This is a genomic window from Anaerobacillus sp. 1_MG-2023, assembly GCF_030547345.1.
Classification (GTDB): domain Bacteria; phylum Bacillota; class Bacilli; order Bacillales; family Guptibacillaceae; genus Guptibacillus; species Guptibacillus hwajinpoensis_B.
This window is the reverse complement of the sequence record NZ_JAUORD010000004.1, coordinates 13347-35285: the sequence shown is the minus strand read 5'-3', so window position 1 is coordinate 35285 and position 21939 is coordinate 13347. Positions and strand designations below refer to the sequence as shown.

The window sequence follows — 21939 nt, the reverse complement described above, 5'->3', positions numbered from 1 at the left end:
GTTTTTTAAAATGAGTAATAAAAATGAACAAGCGATTGAAGCAATGAATAATGGACAATTAGAAAAAGCTGTAACGCTACTTTATGAAGCAATAGAAGAGAATCCTAAAGATCCAGTTGCTTATACGAATATTGGAAATCTCCTCGCACAGGCAGGAGAAATTAAGCAGGCTGTCGCATATTTTGAAAAAGCGATTGATTTGGATGAAACGCAGGGGACTGCTTATTATGGCGCAGGAAACGCATTCTTTGAACTAGAGCAGTATAAAGACGCTGCAGACATGTACCAGAAAGCAATCCAGCAGGGGCTTGACCAAAGTGATGTTCACTTTATGATTGGTCAGTGCTTTATGATGCAGGATGCACTTCGATTAGCATTACCTTTCTTCCAGAGAGCTGTTGAGCTCAATGAGGAAGATACGGAAGCGCGTTTTCAGTATGCACTTTGTCTCGCGCAAGATGGGGCAATCGATGTAGCGCTTCCTCAGTTTGAGAGAGTCGTTGAAGAGGATCCGGATCATGCCGATGCGTGGTTTAATTTAGGTGTGAGCTATGCTTATCAAGAAAATTTGACGAAAGCAATAAGCTGTTTTGATCGTGCACTCGCTATCCAACCAGATCATCTCTTAGCAGGAAACGGGAAGAAACAAATGGAACAAGCGATGAACAATAACAATTAAATTTTAAGTTATTGGAGAGAAGATCTTATGGATCAGCCACAAAAAGGGTATATCAAAGGAAGACCCATTCAAATGATTTTTTTTAATGAAGATAGTTTGTATGGAGTGGCAAGACTTCGGATTTCTGAAACGAACGAACCTTATGATGAGAAAGAAGTCGTCGTGAATGGAATGATTCCTCGACTTCTTGAAGATGAGACGTATGTATTTTACGGACGCTTTACGGATCATCCCCGTTATGGGAAACAGTATGCTGTTGAATCATTTGAGAGACAGATGCCTGAATCAAAGCCAGGGCTTATCCAATACTTATCTAGTGATTTATTCCATGGAATTGGTGAAAAGACAGCTGAATCGATTGTTGATGTGTTAGGTGAGCGCGCCATAGCTAAAATTATGCGTGATCCATCAATATTAAGTAAGGTTCCAAAGCTATCTGAAGAAAAAGCAAAGGGACTATATGATTCTCTAATGGAGCATCAGGGGCTTGACCAAATTATGATTCGATTAACTGAGTTAGGATTTGGACCGAGACTATCGATGAAAATTTTTAAAGCCTATAAGCAAGAAACGCTCGAGATTGTTGAGAAAAATCCATATCAGCTTATTCAAGATGTGGAAGGTATTGGTTTTCGACGTGCGGATGATTTAGGGAGATCGATTGGTATTGAAGGAAAGCATCCTGATCGCATTCGGGCAGCATGTCTTCATACGTTAAATGAACAAACGTTACAGGAGGGACATGTGTATCTTGAGTACGATGCATTGATTCAATCTGTGAATGGGTTACTAGGTGATAAGCTTGATGAAGCAGATATTTCAAGGGAACTGATCTCTCTTTACGAGAGTGATAAATTGATTCTTGATCGAGAGAGAATCTATTTACATTCACTTTACTATGCTGAAAAAGGTCTTGTGACTGGATTAAATAATGTGATGTCACAAACGGAGTATGCTGACTCATTTCCGGAATCTGAATTCTATCGCGCTCTAGGAGACCTTGAAGAACGACTTGGTATTCAATACGCTCCGTCACAGCGTGAAGCGGTACAAAAAGCAATTGCTTCTCCGTTTATGATTTTAACTGGCGGACCAGGTACGGGGAAAACGACGGTTATTAAAGGGATTGTAGAGCTCTATGCTGAGTTAAATGGACTTTCACTTGAACCGAAAGATTACTCAAAGGATAAACCGTTTCCAGTGCTACTTGTAGCACCAACAGGAAGAGCAGCGAAACGGATGAGTGAAGCAACAGGACTACCGGCTTTTACGATACATAGATTACTTGGGTGGAAAGGTGAGGCGGGATTTGAGCATGATGAGAATAATCCGATTGAAGGCAGGTTGTTAATTGTCGACGAAGTATCCATGGTTGACGTGTGGCTTGCCAATCAATTATTTAAATCCTTACCAACTCAAATTCAAGTGATTGTTGTTGGTGATGAAGACCAACTTCCTTCAGTAGGACCAGGACAGGTGCTCAAGGATATGATCGATTCAAATGCAGTTCCCGTTAGTAAACTGACGGCCATTTATCGACAAGCTGAAGGCTCTTCGATTATTGATCTCGCGCACTCTATTAAAGAAGGAGAGCTTCCAGAAGAGTTTCGGAAACCGACGCCTGATCGGAGGTTCTTTCCTTGTTCCCAAGCACAGATTATTGAGGTTGTCTCGCAAGTGTGTGGCAATGCATTAAAGAAAGGATACTCTCCTCGGGATATTCAAGTTCTAGCTCCAATGTATCGAGGGTCGGCAGGAGTGGATCTGCTAAATCAGGAGCTTCAAAAGCTGTTTAATCCTGCAACGGAGCAGCGAAGAGAGCTTTTACATGGAGATCTCGTTTATCGAGTCGGTGATAAAGTTCTTCAACTTGTAAACAATCCTGAAGACAATGTCTACAATGGTGATATGGGCGAAGTTGTTTCTGTATTTTTTGCGAAAGAAAATATTGAAAAGCAGGATCAGCTTGTTGTTTCATTTGATGGACAAGAAGTAGTTTATGACAGGCCTGACTTTAATCAATTAACACATGCCTACTGCTGCTCCATTCATAAATCCCAGGGTAGTGAGTTTCCAATTGTTGTTCTTCCTATTGTAAGAGGGTATTATCGGATGCTACGAAAAAATCTTCTTTATACAGCCGTTACAAGAAGTAAGGATTACTTGATTTTATGTGGAGAAGAAGAGGCCATTAAACTAGCTATCCAAACAGAAGATGATCAGGTCCGAAACACGCAATTAACGGAGAAATTGCAAGAAATGATCGGGGAACAAACGACAATTGAAGAGTCGATGTAGAAGCCAGAGAAAATCTCTGGCTTCTTTCTATTCAGCTTTACTAGGTAATTCACGCCTTATGAACATGAGCCTCTGTTGAAAAGAAACGATTACTTTACAAATGCCGTATAGAATGACTTCAATCTGGACAGGATGGTGTATATCTTCTTAAATAGCTGGATTAGGAGGCATATGGAGATGGAATGTCCAAATTGTAAAAGTAAAAATATAGGGAAAATCGGGGCGAATCAATTCTATTGTTGGAACTGTTTTGTGGAAATGTCGATTATTAAAGGAGTTCTTTCCTTACACCAGGTGGAAGAGGACGGATCGCTAACATCCCTGGATGACTTATTTGAAGACTATGATATGCGAGTTGAGTTGTAGATGGTATTTGCTAGCAGGAGGGATTGACAGTGAAGCGTGAATGGAACCTGAACTGGATCATTTATTTAACGACCCTTCTGCTAGTTTTTTTATGCATTTATTTATTGCTGAAGCTTTCTCCCATTTGGGATCCGATCATCGATGTGTTAACTGTTTTAATTGTTCCATTTTTAATTGCTTCTCTTATAACTTATTTGCTTCATCCCATTGTAGAGAAAATTCATAAAGAAGGTTTGCCAAGAGGGATAGCTGTACTTTTAATCTATGTTCTGTTTTTTGGAGGTACTGGCTATGCGATTTTTAAGGGGCTTCCTCATATTGTGAAACAGTCACAGGAGTTAATGGAGAACGTTCCAATGTTCATTGATATGTATCGGGATGCTGTGCATCATACATATGACTTCACTTCAAATTTACCTCCTGCTTTACAAGGAAAGGTTGATCAAACTTTTCAGGATGTTGAAGATGCTGTTAACAATACATTGACATTGGCGGTTGAATTAGCAAAGAAGTTACTTAGTTCTTTTTTTGTCATTATGATTATTCCTTTCATCGTGTTCTATTTATTGAAGGATTTTGAGACGTTTAAAAAAACAGCATGGAGAATAACGCCACCTAAGTGGAGAGCACGCGGAAAGAACCTACTCATCCGAATAGATGAATCGCTTGGTAATTATATTCGAGGTCAATTTTTTGTGATTTCGGTGTTAGGTGTTCTTGCGGCACTGGGATTCTGGTTGATTAAGCTTCCATATGCGATTCTACTGGGGATTATTGTTGGTATAACGGATATTATCCCATACTTTGGACCTTTTCTTGGCGCGGCTCCAGCACTATTAATTGCATCGACCGTTTCAGTTAAAATGACGATCATTACGATTATCGTTATTGTGGTTCTACAGTTTATTGAAAGTAATATTTTATCGCCCTATATTGTTGGGAAAAGTCTGCACATTCACCCGGTCATCATAATTTTTGGACTTCTTGCAGGGGGAGAGATTGCTGGCGTAATCGGACTAATTCTTGCAGTACCTGCTCTTGCGGTTCTGAAAGCACTTTTTCTCTATCGAAACGAAGATGAATGAAGCGATTGACAAACGAATGCTGCTCTGACTATAATAATCCCAGAGATTAAGAATTAAACACATTGACGGAACGAGTATGTTGACCCCTATTCTTGAATACGACCTGTATTCGTTAGAGAGAAGCTCCCTGGCTGTAAGAGCTTTAAGAATAAGATCAGCAGAAAGCTAATCCTGAGTGCGGGTTAATCCCCGCCGTCTCGACCTCGTTACGGTCGCTTGAGGTGATAGACAGTTTTGTCTATAACCAGGGTGGTACCGCGTGAGCATTTAAACAAAACTCTCGTCCCTGATTTATTCAGGGGTGAGAGTTTTTTTGCGTTCAAAAAACACCACCACCAAAATCCATTACTGAGTAACTAAAGGAGGATAATTAGTATGAAGAACTTATCATCAGCAGATGTAAGACAAATGTTTATCGATTTCTTTAAAGAAAAAAGTCATTCGGTGGAACCAAGTGCATCTCTCGTTCCACATGAAGATCCAACTTTACTATGGATCAATAGTGGTGTAGCTACGCTTAAAAAATATTTTGACGGTCGCGTAACACCTGATAACCCAAGAATTGTAAATGCTCAAAAATCAATTCGTACAAACGATATTGAGAATGTAGGCAAAACAGCACGCCATCATACGTTCTTTGAAATGCTTGGGAACTTCTCTATCGGAGATTATTTTAAAGAAGAAGCTATTGAGTGGGGATGGGAATTCCTAACTAGTCAGAATTGGATTGGCTTTGATGCTGATAAATTATCTGTCACAATTCATCCGGAAGATGATGAAGCATTTACCATTTGGAAAGAGAAAATTGGACTTCCAGAAGAGCGTATCATCCGTCTAGAGGGTAACTTCTGGGATATCGGAGAAGGGCCAAGTGGACCTAATACGGAAGTTTTCTATGATCGTGGAGAAGAGTATGGTTTCGAAGACCCTAAAGAAGAACTTTATCCTGGTGGAGAGAATGAGCGTTATCTTGAAATCTGGAACCTTGTTTTCTCCCAATTTAATCATAACCCTGATGGTACTTATACACCATTACCTAAGAAGAATATTGATACGGGCATGGGACTTGAACGAATGGTATCGGTTATTCAGGATGCAAAAACAAACTATGATACAGACCTCTTTATGCCAACCATTCGTGAAACAGAGCGAATGGCAGAAGTGAACTATGGAGATTCCAGAGAGGGAGATACAGCATTTAAGGTAGTCGCTGATCATATTCGAACAGTTACATTTGCCATTGGTGACGGTGCCCTTCCATCGAACGAAGGTCGCGGATATGTACTAAGAAGATTACTTAGAAGAGCAGTTCGGTTCGCTAAGCAAATTGGTATTAACCGTCCATTCATGTATGAACTTGTACCAGTCGTTGGGGACATCATGGTTGAATTCTATCCTGAAGTTAATGCGAAGAAGGAATTCATCCAAAAAGTAATTAAGAATGAAGAAGACCGCTTCTATGAAACATTAAATGAAGGACTCTCAATTCTTTCAGACATTATGAAGAAAGAAAAAGAAGCTGGTAATCATGTCATCTCTGGTAGCGATGTGTTTCGACTTTACGATACGTACGGTTTCCCTGTGGAATTAACGGAGGAATATGCTGAAGAAGAAGGCATGGAAATTGATCGTACAGGTTTCGAACAGGAAATGGGAATGCAGCGTAAACGTGCTAGAGATGCTCGTCAGGATGTAGGTTCCATGCAGGTTCAAGGTGGCGCGCTTGGCGACATTTCAGTCGAAAGCGATTTTGTCGGTTATGAAGAGCGGTCTGTTGATACAGAAGTAGTCGCAATCATAAAAGATAAAGAGCTAACTGAGGTAGCGTCAGAAGGCGACGAAATCCAGGTTATTCTCCAAAGCACGCCTTTCTATGCTGAAAGCGGCGGGCAAGTTGCAGATCCTGGTATCATTCGTGGTGAAGATGTTCAACTTCGCGTAACAGATGTACAAAAAGCGCCAAATGGCCAACACGTCCATACGGCGGTTGTAGAATCTGGAACGATAAAAACTGGAGCAAAAATAACAGCTGAAATCAATCGTTCGAACCGTTCTGCAATTGTAAAGAATCATACGGCAACTCACTTGCTTCATCAGGCTTTAAAAGATGTTCTTGGTGAGCATGTAAACCAGGCTGGTTCACTCGTTGGTTCAGAGCGACTTCGCTTTGACTTCTCTCACTTTGGACAGATTACATCTGAAGAGCTTGAAGAGATTGAAAAACAAGTGAATGATCAAATTTGGGCTAATATTCCAGTGAATACGATGGTAAAGCCTATTGACGAAGCTAAAGCAATGGGAGCTATGGCATTGTTTGGTGAAAAGTATGGAGATTCTGTTCGCGTTGTACGTGTTGGTGATTATAGTCTTGAACTATGTGGAGGTACACACGTTCAAAATACAGCAGAAATTGGATTGTTTAAAATTCTTTCTGAATCAGGCATTGGTGCAGGAACGCGTCGTATTGAAGCTGTGACAAGCGAAGGAGCTTACCAGGTTCTAAATCAACAAGTATCAATTTTGAAAAATACGGCTGACTTGTTAAAATCAAATGTGAAGGATGTTCCATCAAGAACAGAAGCACTACTTGGTCAGATTCGTGAATTACAACGCCAAAATGACTCATTGACGTCAAAACTTGCAAATGTTGAGGCAAAACAGATGGCAGGAGATGTTCAAGAAGTAGACGGTGTGAAAGTAGTTGCTAAACGCATCGATACAGATATGAATAACCTTCGTAGTATTGTCGATGATCTGAAGGCGCAGATTGGCAGTGTCATTGTTGTACTTGGTAGCGGGGCAGACGGGAAGGTTCAGTTAGCTGCTGGAATTACAGATGACCTCGTAAAAGAGGGGTATCATGCAGGGAAATTGATTAAAGAGCTTGCTACTCGCTGTGGTGGCGGTGGCGGTGGCCGACCGGATATGGCGCAGGCAGGTGGCAAAAATCCAGAGAAACTGGATGATGCTCTTGCTTACACAACAGATTGGGTGAAATCCATTTCCTAATTTGGTTTTAGTAGTGTACAATAAGAATTAGTTGACTAGTTACGATTCTAGATGGGGATCGGAGAAAGAGGTGTAAGGAATGAGTTCGATGGACAAAACAATGAAATTTAATTTTCCAGACGACGCATATAATCATGATGTCCAGGAAGTGTTACTCACCGTCTATAGTGCTCTTCAAGAAAAGGGCTATAATCCGATTAACCAGATCGTGGGTTACCTCCTTTCTGGGGATCCGGCTTACATTCCGAGACACAATGATGCGAGAAGCTTAATTCGTAAGCTTGAAAGAGACGAATTAATTGAAGAGCTTGTGAAATCGTATCTTACTCATCATCAGGGATAAGGAGACAGCATGAAAACACTTGGATTGGATGTCGGTACAAAAACAATCGGCGTAGCGCTAAGCGATGCGATGGGATGGACGGCACAGGGATTAGAAACCGTGAAACGTAACCCAGAAGCGCAGGATGTGATTCCTGATCGTTTAATGGAAATCATTAATGGGAATGATGTCAGCAAGATTGTCGTTGGACTTCCTAAAAACATGAATGGCTCAATTGGTCCGAGTGGCGAAGCCTGCCAGGCATTTGGAGAACTTATTCAGACAACGACTAATATTCCAGTTGACATGTGGGATGAAAGACTAACAACCGTCGCTGCAGAACGCATGCTGATTAGTGCTGATGTGAGTCGTAAGAAGCGTAAGAAAGTGATCGACAAAATGGCTGCTGTTATGATTCTGCAAGGATACTTAGACAGCAAGCAAAATTAATGAGGTGAAAACATGGAGGAAAAAGAACGTATTATCATTCCAGATGAAAATGGAGACGAGCATCTATTTGAAGTTCTCTTTACATTTGATGTAGCTGAGAACGGTCAATCTTATATGACTGTAGTTCCTGCTGATCAAGCTGATAGTGAAGAGGAAGTGGAAGTTTATGCTTTCCGCTATGAAGAAGAGGACAATGAAGAGCGAGACTATAAGCTTTTCCCTATTGAATCAGATAAGGAATGGGAAATGGTCGAGGAAATGCTCAACACTTTCTCTGAAGAAGAAGAAGATAGCGAGTAAATTTCAATCAAAAGCTGCCGGTGAAAATCGGCAGCTTTTTTTCTTGATTATACGTTTAGAATTACTGTGTCACGATCGGTTTGAGTAAGATTTCTTATGTGTTTGGATACCTTAGGGCAAAGAATCTTCTTACTGTTTTTTGGAAATGACTACAAACCTTTCAAATAACCTTGTATAATACATAATGGATAATTTTTGGCGAACGTTGGCATCCTTGCCGACAATATGTCGACATATAGTATAATAGATGAAGAATGAAAGGGGGCCACGGCGGTGTCTGATTTTAAGGACTTGTATAAAGAGAAGCTTATGAAGCGCCAGACCGAGAATCAAACGGTAAGAAAAATAGTGTTTATCATTTTACTGCTTTTAACCATAACGGTGGCTGCCGTTATAACAGGTGGTTACTTCTACATAAAAAACATACTCGAACCAGTTGATTCTGATAGCAAAGAAAAAGCAGCTGTGACTATTCCAATTGGATCTTCAACATCTTCGATTGGAGCTAAACTGGAAGAAGAAGGCATCATTAAAGATGGCACAGCTTTCCGTTATTACGTGAAATATAAGAATGAAAGCGGCTTTCAAGCAGGTGACTATGAACTTTCACCTTCTATGACGATGGATGAAATTATTGCCATTATGAAGAGTGGGAAAGTAATGAAAGAAGCTGTTGCCACTATATCTGTACCAGAAGGAATCTGGTTAGAAGACATAGCTGCTCGTATTGCGAAGGAACTTGACTTAAAGCAAGAAGATGTTATTAAGAAATTAGATGATGAGAAATACATGAAAGCTTTAGTGAATGAATATTGGTTTTTAACAGAAGATATTTTAAACGAAGACATTCGTCATCCGTTAGAAGGTTATCTCTTCCCTGCTACTTATGATTTTGAAGAAGAACCTTCAGTGGAAGTCGTTGTGAAAGATATGTTAGACAAAACCGATAGCGTCTTAAAAAAATATCGCTCTGAACTTGAAGATCGTGATTATTCCATCCATGAAATGATGACACTTGCTTCGATCATTGAAGAAGAAGCGTCAGCAAAAGCTGATCGAACAAAAATTTCGAAGGTGTTTTATAATCGTCTTGATAAGGATATGATCTTACAAACAGATCCTACGGTTGTTTATGCGAGAGGAGAGCAATCAGGAGAAATCACCCAGGATGATCTTGATGCAAAGTCGCCTTATAATACTTATAAGCAAAAAGGTCTGCCAATTGGCCCTATTGCCAACCCTGGTGAGTCGTCAATCATAGCGGCAATAGAACCAGCCGATACAGAAGCACTTTATTTCTATGCTCGACCGAGTGGCGAAACGCTGTTCTCAGAGACTAATGAAGAGCACAATAAGAAAGTTGCTAAGTATAAGGAAGAGTGGACAGAGTATTATAAGAAGAAAGAGAAAGAAGAGAAAGAAAAAGAAGAATAAGAAATTTATGGGGAATGGCGAGTAAGACTACCATTCCCCTTTCGATTATGATAAAATTATTCGGGTTACATGAAGGAGGACCGATCATGATATCCGATCATGTGGAACAATATCTGGAATCTTTACGCCCGAATCGAGAAGACTTAATTAAAGAGATAGAAGAATATGCACGGGAAAAACATGTTCCAATTATGGAACAAACGAGTCTTGATGTGATGCTTCAACTCCTGACCTTTTTGAAACCGGGCCGAATATTGGAAATTGGTGCAGCCATTGGCTACTCAGCAATCCGTATGGCTGAGCGTTTGCCAGATACTGCTATACTTACTGTTGAACGAGATGAAACTCGTTATAATGAAGCGATCGCTAATATTGAAAAAGCAGGATACTCTGATAGAATAACCGTTTTATTTGGGGATGCATTTGAGCTGGCTGATGAGCTTAAGAGCTATGGTTCATATCAAGCGCTCTTCATTGACGCGGCCAAAGGTCAGTACCAGCGTTTTTTTGATGAATTTTATGATCAATTAGAAAAGGGCGGAGTAGTGTTTTCGGATAATATTCTCTTTAGAGGTATGATAGCAGAAGAGAGGATCGAAGAGAAGCGCTTTAGATCAATGGTAAAAAAGCTCCGTCTTTATAATGAATTTTTAATATCCCATCCCGAACTAGATACTACGATATATCCTATTGGGGATGGATTAGCTGTTAGTCAGCGTAAAAACTCATGATGAAGAAAAGCCGGCGTACATATGTACGAGCGGTTTTTCTATAATAGAAGGGGAAGAATTATGGTTAATAGACCCGTAGTAATTGGTGTTGCCGGAGGTTCAGGCTCAGGTAAAACCACTGTAACAAGAGAGATATTTAAACAGTTTGCTGATCAATCAGTGTTAGTCATTGAACAGGATTCTTATTATAAAGATCAGAGTGAAAAGTCAATGCCTGAAAGACTAGGTACAAACTATGACCATCCACTAGCGTTCGATAATGACCTGTTAATTGACCATGTGAAAGAACTAATGTTATATAACCCTATTCAAAAACCTGTCTATGACTATACAGTTCACACAAGATCTGATAAAATTATCCCTGTCGAACCAAAAGATGTCATTATTTTGGAAGGTATCCTAATTCTTGAAGATGAACGTCTCCGTGATTTAATGGATATTAAGCTATTTGTAGACACAGATGCTGATCTTCGTATTTTAAGAAGAATGGTTCGGGATATCCGCGACAGAGGGAGAACGCTTGATTCTGTTGTAGAGCAATATACTTCAGTTGTTCGCCCCATGCACCTTCAGTTTATAGAACCTACAAAGCGTTATGCAGATATTATTGTTCCAGAAGGCGGGCAGAATAGAGTAGCCATCGACCTAATGGTAACGAAGATTCATACGATACTCGAAGATAAAGCCATGTTATAACGATTAAACGAGGTATATTTACCTCTTTTTTTCATACAGTTTATTACGATTGATGCCCTTAATTGATGAAGGAGTGAAAGAAATGGCAGAGGATAAAAAGTATTACATGACACAAGAAGGTAAAGAAAAGCTTGAAAAGGAACTTGATTCCCTTAAAACAGAGAAAAGAAAAGAAGTAGTAGAACGAATTAAAATTGCTCGTAGTTTTGGAGATCTATCTGAGAACTCTGAGTATGACGCTGCAAAAGATGAGCAGGCATTTGTCGAGGCGCGTATTCAAACAGTTGAAAATATGATTCGTAATGCTGAAATTATTGAAGAAGACAATAGCTCATCGAATGTTGTATCAATAGGTAAGCGGGTTAAATTTGTTGAGATTCCAGATGGAGATGAAGAAGAATATATTATCGTTGGTAGTGCTGAAGCTGATCCGTTTGAAGGGAAAATTTCAAATGATTCACCTATGGCAAGAAGTCTTCTCGGCCGTCAAATTGGAGAAAAGGTTAACGTGCAAACTCCAGGCGGAGAAATTCGCGTTGAAATTCTAGAAGTTAGCTAATAAATGCAATGTTTAAAAAGACAGCCAATCCGGCTGTCTTTTTCTATGGAATATCAATTGAATTAAAGTTACAAGTCAACAGCAAGTCCCAGGTTACTTATGTTTGAAATAGGGGACATCGGTCGACACTCATATAGAGGTGAGTGGTATGAGTAGGAGAAGGGTGACCGGAGTTGGTTTCCTCTTTATGTGCTTAATGTTCTTGCTAGTTGGGCGTTTGATTCAGCTACAATTAGTTGAAACGGAATCTTATTCAAAGCATGGAGTGAATTTAATTGAAGCTAGCATCGATCAGCGTACCCAATCTTATGTACTAGATGAAGGAAGGGGAACGATGCTAGATCGAAATGGTGTACCGATGAGTGAGACCACTCCAGCTTTGGTTCTATTTCCGTTTTTAAAAGATCGGGACTGGCCGAAAGAAGAGGTAGCAAAGATTATAAAGACGTCTCCTGATGAACTCGACCGCTCTTTTGATAAGCGAAAGCAACCATTTAATTATGAAAAAAAACTAACATCTGAACAGATGAGGCAAATAAACGAATTAAGTATTCCGGGTGTTTACGCTGTAAATAAACCATTGAACGAAAATCCGTTAGCTGCTCATGTTATTGGAAGCGTAAGACCAAATCCAGATCTAATCAAATCGAAATATCCTGAGAAATGGACAGAAGGAACAATTAATGAACACACTAAATTAGGTATTTCAGGACTCCAGGCTGCTTTTGATCCCTTTTTAATATCTGAAGGAGACACCACACTCCTTTATCATGCAGATCGTCAGGGAAACCCTCTTCTCGGACTTGATGTGAAGCTTTTTTCAACAACAGACTCTTTCTATCCCCTTCAAGTGAAGACAACGTTGGATATGGAGATTCAGCACAGTCTTGAGGAAGCGGTAGATGAAGCAGGTATTATAAATGGTGGAGCCGTTTTACTTGATATCGAATCGAACAATCTTATTGGAATGGTGAGTCGTCCTCTCTTTGAATCGGATGATCCACTTGGAGAAGGCGCAGTTAATCAAATGGTAAAAGGGTATTTTCCAGGTTCGGTATTTAAAACGATTATTCTAGCAGCTGCCTATGAGCACGGTATAAAAGATACCCGCACATTCAACTGTGATCTAAATTTATATCGAGATGGACCTGGGAATCGTGACCTAGGAATCATGAACCTAAAGAGTAGCTTTGCAGCTAGCTGCAATGCCGCTTTCACAGAACTTGCTGAAGAGCTCATCAAAATTGATCCGGATGTGATTGAAAATACTGCAAAAAAACTAGGGATTGGCAAAACTGTTGGTTGGGAAGGTATGCTCTATCATTACGAAGATTTTAAACAGTTTCCCGACGAGTCGGAACCGGTCTTTTTTAAAGATGATAAAGATAAAGTTGTGATTAAGGCGATTGACCAAACAGCGATTGGGCAATTAAATGTTAAGTTAAGTCCACTGGCTATCGCCAATATGATGGCGACAATTGGAAGAGAGGGAGAAGCAAAACAGGTGAGGGCCGTTAGTGACATACTTTATAAAAATGGCACAACTTTCCTTAGTTTTAGTGAAAGAAACTTGAACGGAAAACTTTCGAATAAGGTAGTAAAGTCACTACAAGAATCGCTTCGAGAAGTAGTCGTAAGCGGAACCGGTCGCACATATTTAGCTGATTTACCAGTAAAAGTAGCTGGTAAGTCAGGTACTGCTGAACTTGGTGAAGATTTGTCATTTGATCATCAGTGGTTCGCTGGTTACTTTCCTTATGATTCTCCAAAGTATGCTTTGGTTGTTGTTGATTTCGAACGAAAGGAGAAAGAATATAAAACTTATGAAGCTTTTGCTGCAATCGTTAAGCTGTTGCAACAATTTGAGAGAGAATAACGAAACAAAAGTCAAGCCTTCTACGAATCATTTAGAGATGATAAAATAAGAGCAACAGCTAAATAGAGGAGTGGATGGGTTTGAGATCACGATATGGGGACCGACATTCAAAGAGAAAACAAAATATCGTATTAAATAGTTTAATTGGAATTGTTCTCGCAGTGATACTTGTACTTGTTGCCAACATTGTGTTTACGGGTAACGACTCTCAACAAACAGCAAGTGAAGAACAACCAACAGCACAAACCAGTACAGATGAAAAATCGAATGAGAGCAGTGATGATGCCGTTACTTCTGATGAAGCCAACTCGAAGGATTCAGAGTCCAATGATTCAGATTCTGGCAGTAACGCTGATCAAGATAGTTCAAAAGATGAAAGTACTGACGAAGAGAAAGAAAAAGAAGAGAACGATAAAGAGAAAGAAGATAAAGAAGATCAGGACAAAGAAGAAGCTGATCAAGAGCCAGGTGAACCAAATCTAGAAGGGCCGTGGGAGCCGGTGGGTACAGTGCAATCAGGTCCACATAAATCCAGTTATACCAAAGGTACTGATGACTGGAATGAAAAAATAAAAGCTGCAGAATCTGTTATGGGTCTATCAGAAGATCAAATGACGATCTGGAGAATAGGTGGTAATGGTGGGCCACAAAAGTCCTTTGCACGTGTTAGTAAAGCAGGATCTGGAAATCAAGTCTATTACATCGAACTTGAGTGGGTTGATGGAGAAGGTTGGAAGCCGGTTAGTGTTAAGCCAGAATAACAAAAAGCAGGAGCAAATGCTCCTGCTTTTTTTATTTAGCTTTAAAATGAACAACAGCAGAGTAATAAGGTCTGCCTGTTTTTTCATGTGTAAGAGCGTGATGCTGAACAGAATGAACTTGAAGCAGCAGTGCACGGTTGTTATCGATCTGAGTCTGAATTTTATTCTCGATTTCTTCAAGCGAAAATCCTTCGAAAAATTCTACTTTATCATCTATCCGTTCAAGGGAAAAACTCATTTATTGCTCCTCCTTAAAATACTATCCACATAACAGTGTACACATTTTTGTTAAATCATACAAATTGATATTCAAAAAAGAATATGATAAGTTAGAACCATAATGCATATTATTCATACCTTAATACTATGAATTAAAAACAGGAAAGCGATGTGACAGCAATGGGAAGAGAGTTTATTGATTTATTTGAGCGCTGGGCTGACTCGTATGACACAACGGTGTCTGGTCAAGATGAAGAGTATCGTGATGTCTTTAAGGGATACGACGGCATTCTATCTGCAGTTGCTCAAGCTTCCTCAGGCCACGTGTTAGAATTTGGCGTTGGAACAGGGAACTTAACTTCTATTCTACTTAAGAAAGGCTTGTCGGTAACCGGTATAGAGCCATCAAAAGCGATGAGAGAAAAGGCGAGTGAAAGATTACCTCATGTCACGCTTCATGATGGTGATTTTATGGATTTTCCAACTCCGACTAACCCTGTACAAACAATCGTGAGTACCTATGCATTTCACCATCTCACTGACGAAGAAAAAAGTATCGCCATTCACAAATATAGCCAACTACTGGCTCAAAATGATAAAATTGTATTTGCGGATACAGCATTTAAGGATGACAATGCTAGAGTAAAGATGCATGAGAAAGTGAAAGCAAAGGGATATTACAATTTGCTACAAGATTTACAGTCGGAATATTATACGACGATTTCAGTGTTGGAGACATTATTTCGAAAGCATGGATTCGACGTTACTTTTACTCAACTAAACGATTTTGTTTGGTTGATGGAAGCCATCAAAAATTGAACAAGTAAAGGAGTTCGTCATGAAGATCGGTATTATTGGAGCAATGGAAGAAGAAGTTAGAATTTTACGTGACCGTCTCGATCACAGAGAAGAACAGGTGATTGCAGGATCTGAGTTCACTACAGGAAGCATAGATGGCCAGGAGGTAGTTCTCTTAAAATCAGGCATTGGTAAAGTGAATGCGGCCATCGGAACAACATTAATGAATCAACTATTTAAACCAGACTACATTCTCAATACAGGCTCTGCGGGTGGATTTAATCCTGAATTAAAAGTAGGCGACATCGTGATTTCTTCAGAAGTTCGTTACCATGATGTAGATGCAACCATTTTTGGTTACGAATACGGCCAGGTTCCTCAAATGCCGGCTCTTTATGAACCGAACAGCATGCTTGTTGAAGCTGCTGAGCGAAGTGCTGAGAAAGTAACGGAACATCAGGTAGTAAAAGGAATGATCGCGACTGGCGATTCCTTTATGGATGATGCGGAGAGAGTTGACTATGTCAGGTCAAAACTTGCGAACCTAGACGCTGCAGAAATGGAAGCAGGAGCGATTGCACAAGTTTGTTATCAGTTCGGTACACCTTTTGTGATTATCCGCTCACTTTCTGATATTGCAGGAAAAGAATCAAATATTTCTTTCGATCAATTTCTTGAGACAGCTTCAATTAATTCAGCAAACTTAATTTTAAATCTAGTGGAGGAGTTGAGTAAGAATGGCTAAAAAAATGAATGTAGAAAGTTTTAATCTTGATCATACAAAGGTAGCAGCACCATATGTTCGTCTAGTAGGCGTAACAAAAGGACCAAATGGTGATGAGATTTATAAGTATGATATTCGTTTCAAACAACCAAATAAAGAGCACATGGAAATGGCTGGTCTACACTCAATCGAACACTTGATGGCAGAAAATATTCGTAATCATATGGAGAACGTTGTTGATATTGGTCCGATGGGATGCCAGACTGGGTTTTATCTTGCGGTTCTAAATCATTCAAACTACGACGAGATTCTAGAAGTACTCGAGAAAACATTGCAGGATGTTCTAAATGCACAAGAAGTACCAGCGTGCAACGAAGTACAATGCGGCTGGGCTGCTAACCATAGTTTAGAAGGAGCAAAAGAAATCGCAGACGAAATGCTGACACATCGTGATGAGTGGCACATTATCTTCGCCAAATAGAAAGGATTTCACGCTATGGAAATCTTTCATAATATTCATGAGCTCGTAGGCCGAACTCCGGTCATCGAGCTCCATCATTTTGATCTACCAGGAGGCGTTCGCCTTTTTGCAAAGTTAGAGTTTTATAATCCTGGGGGAAGTATTAAAGATCGTCTTGGTCAGGAACTACTTCAGGAAGCGATTGATCATAATCGAATAGCCCCGGGCGGAACATTTATTGAGCCTACAGCTGGAAATACAGGCATTGGTCTTGCTCTTGCAGCGGTTAATCGAGGGTACACCGTGATGTTTGTGGTTCCAGAAAAATTCAGTATGGAAAAACAGGATTTAATGAGGGCGCTTGGTGCGAAAATTGTCAATACCCCTACTGAGCTTGGAATGAAAGGGGCAATAGCTCGAGCTGAAGAGCTAATTGAGGAAATCCCTAATTCATACATGCCTCGTCAGTTTGGTAATCCTGCTAACCCACTAACCTACTACAAAACACTTGGTCCAGAGTTGTGGAAGCAGCTTGACGGTGAGCTTGATGTTTTTGTAGCTGGGGCTGGAACTGGTGGAACATTTATGGGTACAGCTCGCTATTTGAGGGAGCAGAAGGCGAATGTGAAAACCGTTATTGTAGAACCCGAGGGATCCATTTTAAATGGTGGAGAATCTGGTCCTCATAAAACAGAGGGGATTGGTATGGAGTTTCTACCTGATTATATGGACGAAGCCTACTTTGATAGTATTCATACCGTAACAGATGAAGTAGCCTTCAAACGTGTAAAAGAGCTCGCTGAAAAAGAGGGCCTTTTAGTTGGAAGTTCCTCTGGAGCAGCGCTCGAGGCGGCTCTTATCGAAGCACAGCACGCTCGTCCCGGAACAAATATCGCTACGATTTTTCCAGATAGTAGTGAACGATACTTAAGTAAGAAGATTTATCAAGGAGGCATTTAACCAATGAAGCCAAAAACAAAACTTATTCATGGTGGGATTACCGGTGATCCACAAACTGGAGCTGTATCGGTACCGATCTATCAAGTAAGTACTTACAAACAAGAAGCTGTAGGAAAGTTCAACGGCTATGAATATTCCAGAACAGGGAATCCAACACGTCATGCACTAGAAGAGCTGATTAAAGACCTTGAAAATGGCGTCGCAGGATTTGCATTTGGATCCGGAATGGCAGCCATTTCCTCTGTTATGATGATGTTTAATTCTGGAGATCATGTTGTTATGACGGATGACGTTTACGGTGGAACTTACCGTGTAATGACAAAGGTTTTAAACCGTCTTGGTATTGAATCAACTTTTGTCGATACGACTGATTTAGCTGTTGTTAAAGCTGCGATTCAGGATAATACGAAAGCGATTTACGTTGAAACACCAACGAATCCGTTGTTGAAGGTGACCGATATTAATGCCATCTCCAAATTGGCAAAAGACCACAATCTTCTAACAATCGTTGATAATACGTTTAATACGCCTTATTGGCAAAATCCAATTGACCATGGTGCTGATATCGTTCTTCACTCAGCAACAAAGTATTTAGGCGGGCATAGTGATGTCGTTGCTGGACTTGTTGTTGTTAATTCAAAAGAGCTGGCGGAAGAAGTGCATTTTGTTCAAAATTCGGCAGGTGCCATTCTTGGACCGCAGGATTCATGGCTGCTTATTAGAGGATTGAAAACACTTGGGGTTCGGATGGAAGAGCATGAGAAAAACACAGCGAAAATTGTCCAATTCCTTAGTAATCACCCATCAGTCGAGAAAATATATTATCCTGGGCTAAGTACACATCCAGGTAATGATATCGCTGTTAATCAGTCTCGTGGCTTTGGTGGTATGATCTCTTTTGATATCGGAAGTGCTGATAAAGCAGATGAGCTGTTAAGCAAAGTGAAATATTTTACTCTTGCTGAAAGTTTAGGAGCGGTGGAAAGTTTAATTTCAGTTCCTGCTCGCATGACTCACGCTTCTATTCCGAAAGATCGACGAGATGAGCTCGGCATCACAGAGGGTCTTGTACGTATTTCTGTTGGACTTGAGGATGCAGATGATTTAATTGAAGACCTTTCAAACGCATTAGGATAATAGTAGAACCCTTATCTGATATATTTGGATAAGGGCTCTTTAATGATTGGAAAGAGTTACATCTCTAGTAGACCCGTTTCTTATGGTAGAATAAGAGACGGGAGAGGTGAGCGCTATGAAGCAACTTCAAGACAAAATGACAGATTATAAACGTTTTGCGTTTGTATTGCTTAGTCTTAGTGTTTTCTTATATATTGGTTCTTTTCTTCCAGTTGAAGGGAAGACGGATGGTGCAGCCCTTATTTTAACGGGTGGTGGGTTTGTACTCGTTGGGATTGCGATTTTCTTCTATTCTCGCGCTATCGCTATTCAAAAAAAAATAAACGAGCAAGATATAAACTATTAAACGATATATGATGAATGATCCATATGTTTTAATGAAAGCCGCTTCTTTTTTGGAAGCGGCTTTTGTATTTCCTAATAAGTCATGATTTCTTTAAGGCGTCCCTGCCATTTCTCGTCATCAAGAATAATTTGAAAAGAGATTCTTCTGTTTTTCTCGTACGCATCACTTGTATCTTCTTCAATAACTGGTTTATATTCTGAATATCCCGTTGCCGCTAAATATTTTGCATATTCTGGAGTATCTAGTTTAGGGTTTGCTTTCATCAATTCCTTTACAACTGCGACAGAGCGATCAGCTGAAAGTTTCCAGTTATCATAGGGAACTTTATCAGTATGTCCTTCGATTAAGATGATATAGAGGTACTGACTAATATCTTCTTCATCGATTAAATTAGCAAAAACATCCGCCAGGTCGTTTAAAACTTTTTTCCCCTGAGGGCTAATTTCGGCGCTTCCTGTATCAAATAAAATATCTCCTTCGACTGAAATCGTATTATTTGGTCCGCGAACGATCTTATCTTTGCCAACGTTTTCTTCAAGCTGTTCCTCAATTAAATCACTAATATGCTTTTTGACATCTGCTACTTTGGCAAGCTCTTGTTTCATAACCGTTTGGTCATATGCATCATAGATCATTTGAACGAACGCGATGATCGCGATAAAGAGCATGACAAGAACGATCATCGCCATCATATCAGCAAAACTAGGCCAATAATGTTCTTCATCACTCTGTATTTGAAATCGCCTTTTTCGATTTTTCATCGATTGTCACCAATCATCCTTGATTGGACATGCTGCTGTGCCATAGATTGACGACGCATTTGCTCCTCGTACAAGCGTAGCTGTAGTTGATGTGATTCTGAGAGCTGGTGTTGAATATCTTTTAGCTCTCGAGCTAGACCTTGGTAAAGAGAATCAAGACTGTTTGATAGAGCTCTCATTTCATGCTGAAGAGGTTGATCACGCTGGTCCCGTTCCATTCGATGAATAATTGGCTCAAGTGCTTCACGCTTAATTTTATCGAGAGAGCTATACCAGGCTTTTTCAAGCTGTAAAACTGATTCAGCGAATTCTTGAGAAGCTCTTCCATATTGATTTTGCTTATCTTGATAGCGGTAATACCATTCATCCTGCATTTGGTGAACGCGCCTCTCAAGCTCCTCCTGCGAGCCTTGGAACCGCTGCATTTGTTCATCTAAGCCTCTTAAGTAATGTTGACCTGTTTCTTCTGCTTTCTTTTGAGTTTCCTTGATTAATTGATCCGATCGTTGAACAAGCTGCTCGAATTTACGCTGACCAGATTCATGGTGTTTAGATAAAGATTGAAGTTGACTTTCGAGTGATTTTAATCGATTCCCAAGATCGATAATTCCGTTCGTTGCTTTTTCTTGAACACCGTCAAGTTGGGTAAATGAGTCTTTAAGTTTTATGCCGAATGATTCCAACGTCTCGGTACTACTTGAGAATTGTTCGGTATATTCACGTTGAGCTGTTAATGTAGCTTGAACGTCTTTCATCGCCTGTTCAAGACCAGCTGTAAAGTGGACCATATTGGTCGAAAAATCTCCAAGTGTTTCATGAAAACTATCTTGAATCCTACCTGCAAGGCGATCTAAAATGCGTTCCATTTCATCGTGAGGTTTTTCCTGCGTTAAGCTTGCATTTAGATTATGATCAAGAAGGGACTCACAATCCGAAATGATTTTCTCCAAATAATAAGCAGTTGTTCGCCCATTTGTTAATACACCATTTTGGATAAGTGTTAAAAATAGAGCATTACCAATCCCGGCTATGCTTGTGATGAATGCAACGCTCATTCCTTGAAAAGGACTTGAGATCGCTTCAATCACGGAAGCAAGATTGAGGTTTGCATCTTCTGGTTTCTGTGAAAGAAACATAAGCGTTTCTTGCATCGATGAAATGGCGAGTGTAAGTCCGATAAAAGTTCCTAGTATTCCTATGATAATGGAGGTAGGGGGTAGCTGCTGCATGAATCGCATCATTCCACCTGCTGGAACACGAGCAAAGCCAAATAGAGGAACGGATTCTTTATAGAAATGTTTCTCAATAAGAGCTTGTGTATTGACTTGAGATACGCCTGCTAAATGGTATGACTTGTATTCTTTCATAACATTTTGAATCCATGGTGCAGTATGAGTCGTTGAATCATTTTGTATCTCAGCATTCTCAATATCTCGGAGCCATTTTTTCATTTGTAAACTAATCTGAATCGTAGCTGTTACCCCGAACACAGCAAGAAATCCAATGATAAAGAGGACGATTGTTGTCACGTTCAGCATATGTTCACCTCCACTTTGTATATATGTATGTCCTCTTTAGCAGAACTTTCTTGGTTTCTTATAATATAAGGGGATTTAGGTCAATGTTGAAGATTGTCGAAAATATTCATATAAATAAAATATTTAGGAAATTTAGTAAAAAAGGTTTACTTAAATGGTGGATTTGGATATACTTACCTTTGTAAACAAATATGAAAAAAGGAGGTCGAACAGAATGATGAAAATGATGAAAGCAGATGCAACGACTGTAACTGAATATGCACAATCTGTTCGACCAGTGCCTCGATAAGAGGAATCCTTTTTAATATCGGATTGAAAAGCCGCAGGTCGATGCCTGTGGCTTTTCTATGCTTTTTTTGCCGCAGGCTAATATCCTGCGGTTTTTTGTGTCCAAAAATGGAGAGGAGGAATGTAAATGGTAAATGGAAAA

Annotated in this window: 23 protein-coding genes; 20 read left to right on the top strand and 3 right to left on the bottom strand. The window is 39.9% G+C overall.

The window, feature by feature from the left end:
* Nucleotides 1-10: 10 nt before the first annotated feature.
* The 14 genes from Q4550_RS08730 (at nucleotide 11) to Q4550_RS08665 (ending at nucleotide 14566) form a co-directional block, all read left to right on the top strand.
* Nucleotides 11-679: a tetratricopeptide repeat protein gene (locus Q4550_RS08730; protein ID WP_194219441.1), complete on the top strand. Its 669-nt coding sequence runs from the start codon at nucleotides 11-13 to the stop codon at nucleotides 677-679.
* Nucleotides 680-706: 27 nt separating this feature from the next.
* On the top strand, nucleotides 707-2977 hold the full coding sequence (gene recD2, locus Q4550_RS08725; RefSeq protein ID WP_303531844.1) for an SF1B family DNA helicase RecD2: 2271 nt from the start codon (nucleotides 707-709) through the stop codon (nucleotides 2975-2977).
* Between the two features lie 177 nt (nucleotides 2978-3154).
* Nucleotides 3155-3343: a hypothetical protein gene (locus Q4550_RS08720; RefSeq protein ID WP_194219443.1), complete on the top strand. Its 189-nt coding sequence runs from the start codon at nucleotides 3155-3157 to the stop codon at nucleotides 3341-3343.
* Nucleotides 3344-3372: 29 nt separating this feature from the next.
* On the top strand, nucleotides 3373-4428 hold the full coding sequence (locus Q4550_RS08715) for an AI-2E family transporter (RefSeq protein WP_303531842.1): 1056 nt from the start codon (nucleotides 3373-3375) through the stop codon (nucleotides 4426-4428).
* Between the two features lie 375 nt (nucleotides 4429-4803).
* The gene (gene alaS / locus Q4550_RS08710; protein WP_303531839.1) at nucleotides 4804-7437 is read left to right on the top strand and encodes an alanine--tRNA ligase; all 2634 of its coding nucleotides are present in this window, start codon (nucleotides 4804-4806) and stop codon (nucleotides 7435-7437) included.
* A gap of 79 nt (nucleotides 7438-7516) precedes the next feature.
* Nucleotides 7517-7780: an IreB family regulatory phosphoprotein gene (locus tag Q4550_RS08705; protein WP_048312684.1), complete on the top strand. Its 264-nt coding sequence runs from the start codon at nucleotides 7517-7519 to the stop codon at nucleotides 7778-7780.
* Nucleotides 7781-7789: 9 nt separating this feature from the next.
* Complete coding sequence (ruvX, locus tag Q4550_RS08700; protein WP_303531834.1) at nucleotides 7790-8209, top strand: Holliday junction resolvase RuvX; 420 nt, start codon at nucleotides 7790-7792, stop codon at nucleotides 8207-8209.
* Between the two features lie 12 nt (nucleotides 8210-8221).
* Complete coding sequence (locus Q4550_RS08695) at nucleotides 8222-8509, top strand: DUF1292 domain-containing protein (protein ID WP_194219446.1); 288 nt, start codon at nucleotides 8222-8224, stop codon at nucleotides 8507-8509.
* A 273-nt stretch (nucleotides 8510-8782) separates the two neighbouring features.
* Complete coding sequence (mltG, locus tag Q4550_RS08690; RefSeq protein ID WP_303531832.1) at nucleotides 8783-9943, top strand: endolytic transglycosylase MltG; 1161 nt, start codon at nucleotides 8783-8785, stop codon at nucleotides 9941-9943.
* Between the two features lie 86 nt (nucleotides 9944-10029).
* Nucleotides 10030-10674 carry an O-methyltransferase gene (locus Q4550_RS08685; protein WP_303531830.1) on the top strand — a complete coding sequence of 215 codons (645 nt, stop codon included), beginning with the start codon at nucleotides 10030-10032 and terminating at the stop codon, nucleotides 10672-10674.
* Nucleotides 10675-10734: 60 nt separating this feature from the next.
* Nucleotides 10735-11370, top strand: a complete 636-nt coding sequence (gene udk / locus Q4550_RS08680; protein WP_194219448.1) for a uridine kinase — start codon at nucleotides 10735-10737, stop codon at nucleotides 11368-11370.
* 82 nt (nucleotides 11371-11452) lie between these two features.
* On the top strand, nucleotides 11453-11929 hold the full coding sequence (greA, locus tag Q4550_RS08675; protein ID WP_303531827.1) for a transcription elongation factor GreA: 477 nt from the start codon (nucleotides 11453-11455) through the stop codon (nucleotides 11927-11929).
* A 148-nt stretch (nucleotides 11930-12077) separates the two neighbouring features.
* Nucleotides 12078-13805, top strand: coding sequence for a peptidoglycan D,D-transpeptidase FtsI family protein (locus tag Q4550_RS08670; protein WP_303531825.1), 1728 nt, complete (start codon nucleotides 12078-12080; stop codon nucleotides 13803-13805).
* An 80-nt stretch (nucleotides 13806-13885) separates the two neighbouring features.
* Entirely contained in the window at nucleotides 13886-14566 is a 681-nt protein-coding gene (locus Q4550_RS08665) for a DUF1510 family protein (protein ID WP_303531822.1), read from the top strand.
* Nucleotides 14567-14597: 31 nt separating this feature from the next.
* Here Q4550_RS08665 and Q4550_RS08660 read toward each other — a convergent pair whose 3' ends face one another.
* Nucleotides 14598-14804 carry a YrzA family protein gene (locus tag Q4550_RS08660; protein ID WP_194219452.1) on the bottom strand — a complete coding sequence of 69 codons (207 nt, stop codon included), beginning with the start codon at nucleotides 14802-14804 and terminating at the stop codon, nucleotides 14598-14600.
* 161 nt (nucleotides 14805-14965) lie between these two features.
* On the opposite strand from Q4550_RS08660, the gene Q4550_RS08655 reads away from it, so the two are divergent.
* The 6 genes from Q4550_RS08655 (at nucleotide 14966) to Q4550_RS08630 (ending at nucleotide 19210) form a co-directional block, all read left to right on the top strand.
* Entirely contained in the window at nucleotides 14966-15604 is a 639-nt protein-coding gene (locus Q4550_RS08655) for a class I SAM-dependent DNA methyltransferase (protein ID WP_194219453.1), read from the top strand.
* A gap of 19 nt (nucleotides 15605-15623) precedes the next feature.
* Nucleotides 15624-16328 carry a 5'-methylthioadenosine/S-adenosylhomocysteine nucleosidase gene (mtnN, locus tag Q4550_RS08650; RefSeq protein ID WP_194219454.1) on the top strand — a complete coding sequence of 235 codons (705 nt, stop codon included), beginning with the start codon at nucleotides 15624-15626 and terminating at the stop codon, nucleotides 16326-16328.
* Complete coding sequence (locus tag Q4550_RS08645) at nucleotides 16321-16788, top strand: S-ribosylhomocysteine lyase (RefSeq protein ID WP_194219455.1); 468 nt, start codon at nucleotides 16321-16323, stop codon at nucleotides 16786-16788. The genes mtnN and Q4550_RS08645 overlap by 8 nt, the downstream gene beginning before the upstream one ends.
* A gap of 15 nt (nucleotides 16789-16803) precedes the next feature.
* A complete protein-coding gene (locus Q4550_RS08640; RefSeq protein WP_194219456.1) occupies nucleotides 16804-17727 on the top strand; it encodes a PLP-dependent cysteine synthase family protein in 924 nt (307 codons plus the stop codon).
* Nucleotides 17728-17730: 3 nt separating this feature from the next.
* Entirely contained in the window at nucleotides 17731-18864 is a 1134-nt protein-coding gene (locus Q4550_RS08635) for a bifunctional cystathionine gamma-lyase/homocysteine desulfhydrase (RefSeq protein WP_194219457.1), read from the top strand.
* Between the two features lie 115 nt (nucleotides 18865-18979).
* The gene (locus Q4550_RS08630; protein WP_303531811.1) at nucleotides 18980-19210 is read left to right on the top strand and encodes a YrhC family protein; all 231 of its coding nucleotides are present in this window, start codon (nucleotides 18980-18982) and stop codon (nucleotides 19208-19210) included.
* Nucleotides 19211-19281: 71 nt separating this feature from the next.
* Here the strand turns inward: Q4550_RS08630 and Q4550_RS08625 are convergent, their stop codons facing one another.
* Nucleotides 19282-19971 carry an OmpA/MotB family protein gene (locus Q4550_RS08625; protein ID WP_194219459.1) on the bottom strand — a complete coding sequence of 230 codons (690 nt, stop codon included), beginning with the start codon at nucleotides 19969-19971 and terminating at the stop codon, nucleotides 19282-19284.
* Nucleotides 19968-21509: a hypothetical protein gene (locus tag Q4550_RS08620; RefSeq protein ID WP_303531809.1), complete on the bottom strand. Its 1542-nt coding sequence runs from the start codon at nucleotides 21507-21509 to the stop codon at nucleotides 19968-19970. The genes Q4550_RS08625 and Q4550_RS08620 overlap by 4 nt, the downstream gene beginning before the upstream one ends.
* Nucleotides 21510-21939: the final 430 nt, after the last annotated feature.

Coding starts and splice junctions, on each gene's coding strand:
- Q4550_RS08730 (WP_194219441.1), top strand. CDS start 11: ATGAGTAATAAAAATGAACAAGCGATTGAAGCAATGAATAATGGACAA.
- recD2 (WP_303531844.1), top strand. CDS start 707: ATGGATCAGCCACAAAAAGGGTATATCAAAGGAAGACCCATTCAAATG.
- Q4550_RS08720 (WP_194219443.1), top strand. CDS start 3,155: ATGGAATGTCCAAATTGTAAAAGTAAAAATATAGGGAAAATCGGGGCG.
- alaS (WP_303531839.1), top strand. CDS start 4,804: ATGAAGAACTTATCATCAGCAGATGTAAGACAAATGTTTATCGATTTC.
- Q4550_RS08705 (WP_048312684.1), top strand. CDS start 7,517: ATGAGTTCGATGGACAAAACAATGAAATTTAATTTTCCAGACGACGCA.
- ruvX (WP_303531834.1), top strand. CDS start 7,790: ATGAAAACACTTGGATTGGATGTCGGTACAAAAACAATCGGCGTAGCG.
- Q4550_RS08695 (WP_194219446.1), top strand. CDS start 8,222: ATGGAGGAAAAAGAACGTATTATCATTCCAGATGAAAATGGAGACGAG.
- Q4550_RS08685 (WP_303531830.1), top strand. CDS start 10,030: ATGATATCCGATCATGTGGAACAATATCTGGAATCTTTACGCCCGAAT.
- udk (WP_194219448.1), top strand. CDS start 10,735: ATGGTTAATAGACCCGTAGTAATTGGTGTTGCCGGAGGTTCAGGCTCA.
- greA (WP_303531827.1), top strand. CDS start 11,453: ATGGCAGAGGATAAAAAGTATTACATGACACAAGAAGGTAAAGAAAAG.
- Q4550_RS08670 (WP_303531825.1), top strand. CDS start 12,078: ATGAGTAGGAGAAGGGTGACCGGAGTTGGTTTCCTCTTTATGTGCTTA.
- Q4550_RS08660 (WP_194219452.1), bottom strand. CDS start 14,804: ATGAGTTTTTCCCTTGAACGGATAGATGATAAAGTAGAATTTTTCGAA.
- Q4550_RS08655 (WP_194219453.1), top strand. CDS start 14,966: ATGGGAAGAGAGTTTATTGATTTATTTGAGCGCTGGGCTGACTCGTAT.
- mtnN (WP_194219454.1), top strand. CDS start 15,624: ATGAAGATCGGTATTATTGGAGCAATGGAAGAAGAAGTTAGAATTTTA.
- Q4550_RS08645 (WP_194219455.1), top strand. CDS start 16,321: ATGGCTAAAAAAATGAATGTAGAAAGTTTTAATCTTGATCATACAAAG.
- Q4550_RS08640 (WP_194219456.1), top strand. CDS start 16,804: ATGGAAATCTTTCATAATATTCATGAGCTCGTAGGCCGAACTCCGGTC.
- Q4550_RS08635 (WP_194219457.1), top strand. CDS start 17,731: ATGAAGCCAAAAACAAAACTTATTCATGGTGGGATTACCGGTGATCCA.
- Q4550_RS08630 (WP_303531811.1), top strand. CDS start 18,980: ATGAAGCAACTTCAAGACAAAATGACAGATTATAAACGTTTTGCGTTT.
- Q4550_RS08625 (WP_194219459.1), bottom strand. CDS start 19,971: ATGAAAAATCGAAAAAGGCGATTTCAAATACAGAGTGATGAAGAACAT.
- Q4550_RS08620 (WP_303531809.1), bottom strand. CDS start 21,509: ATGCTGAACGTGACAACAATCGTCCTCTTTATCATTGGATTTCTTGCT.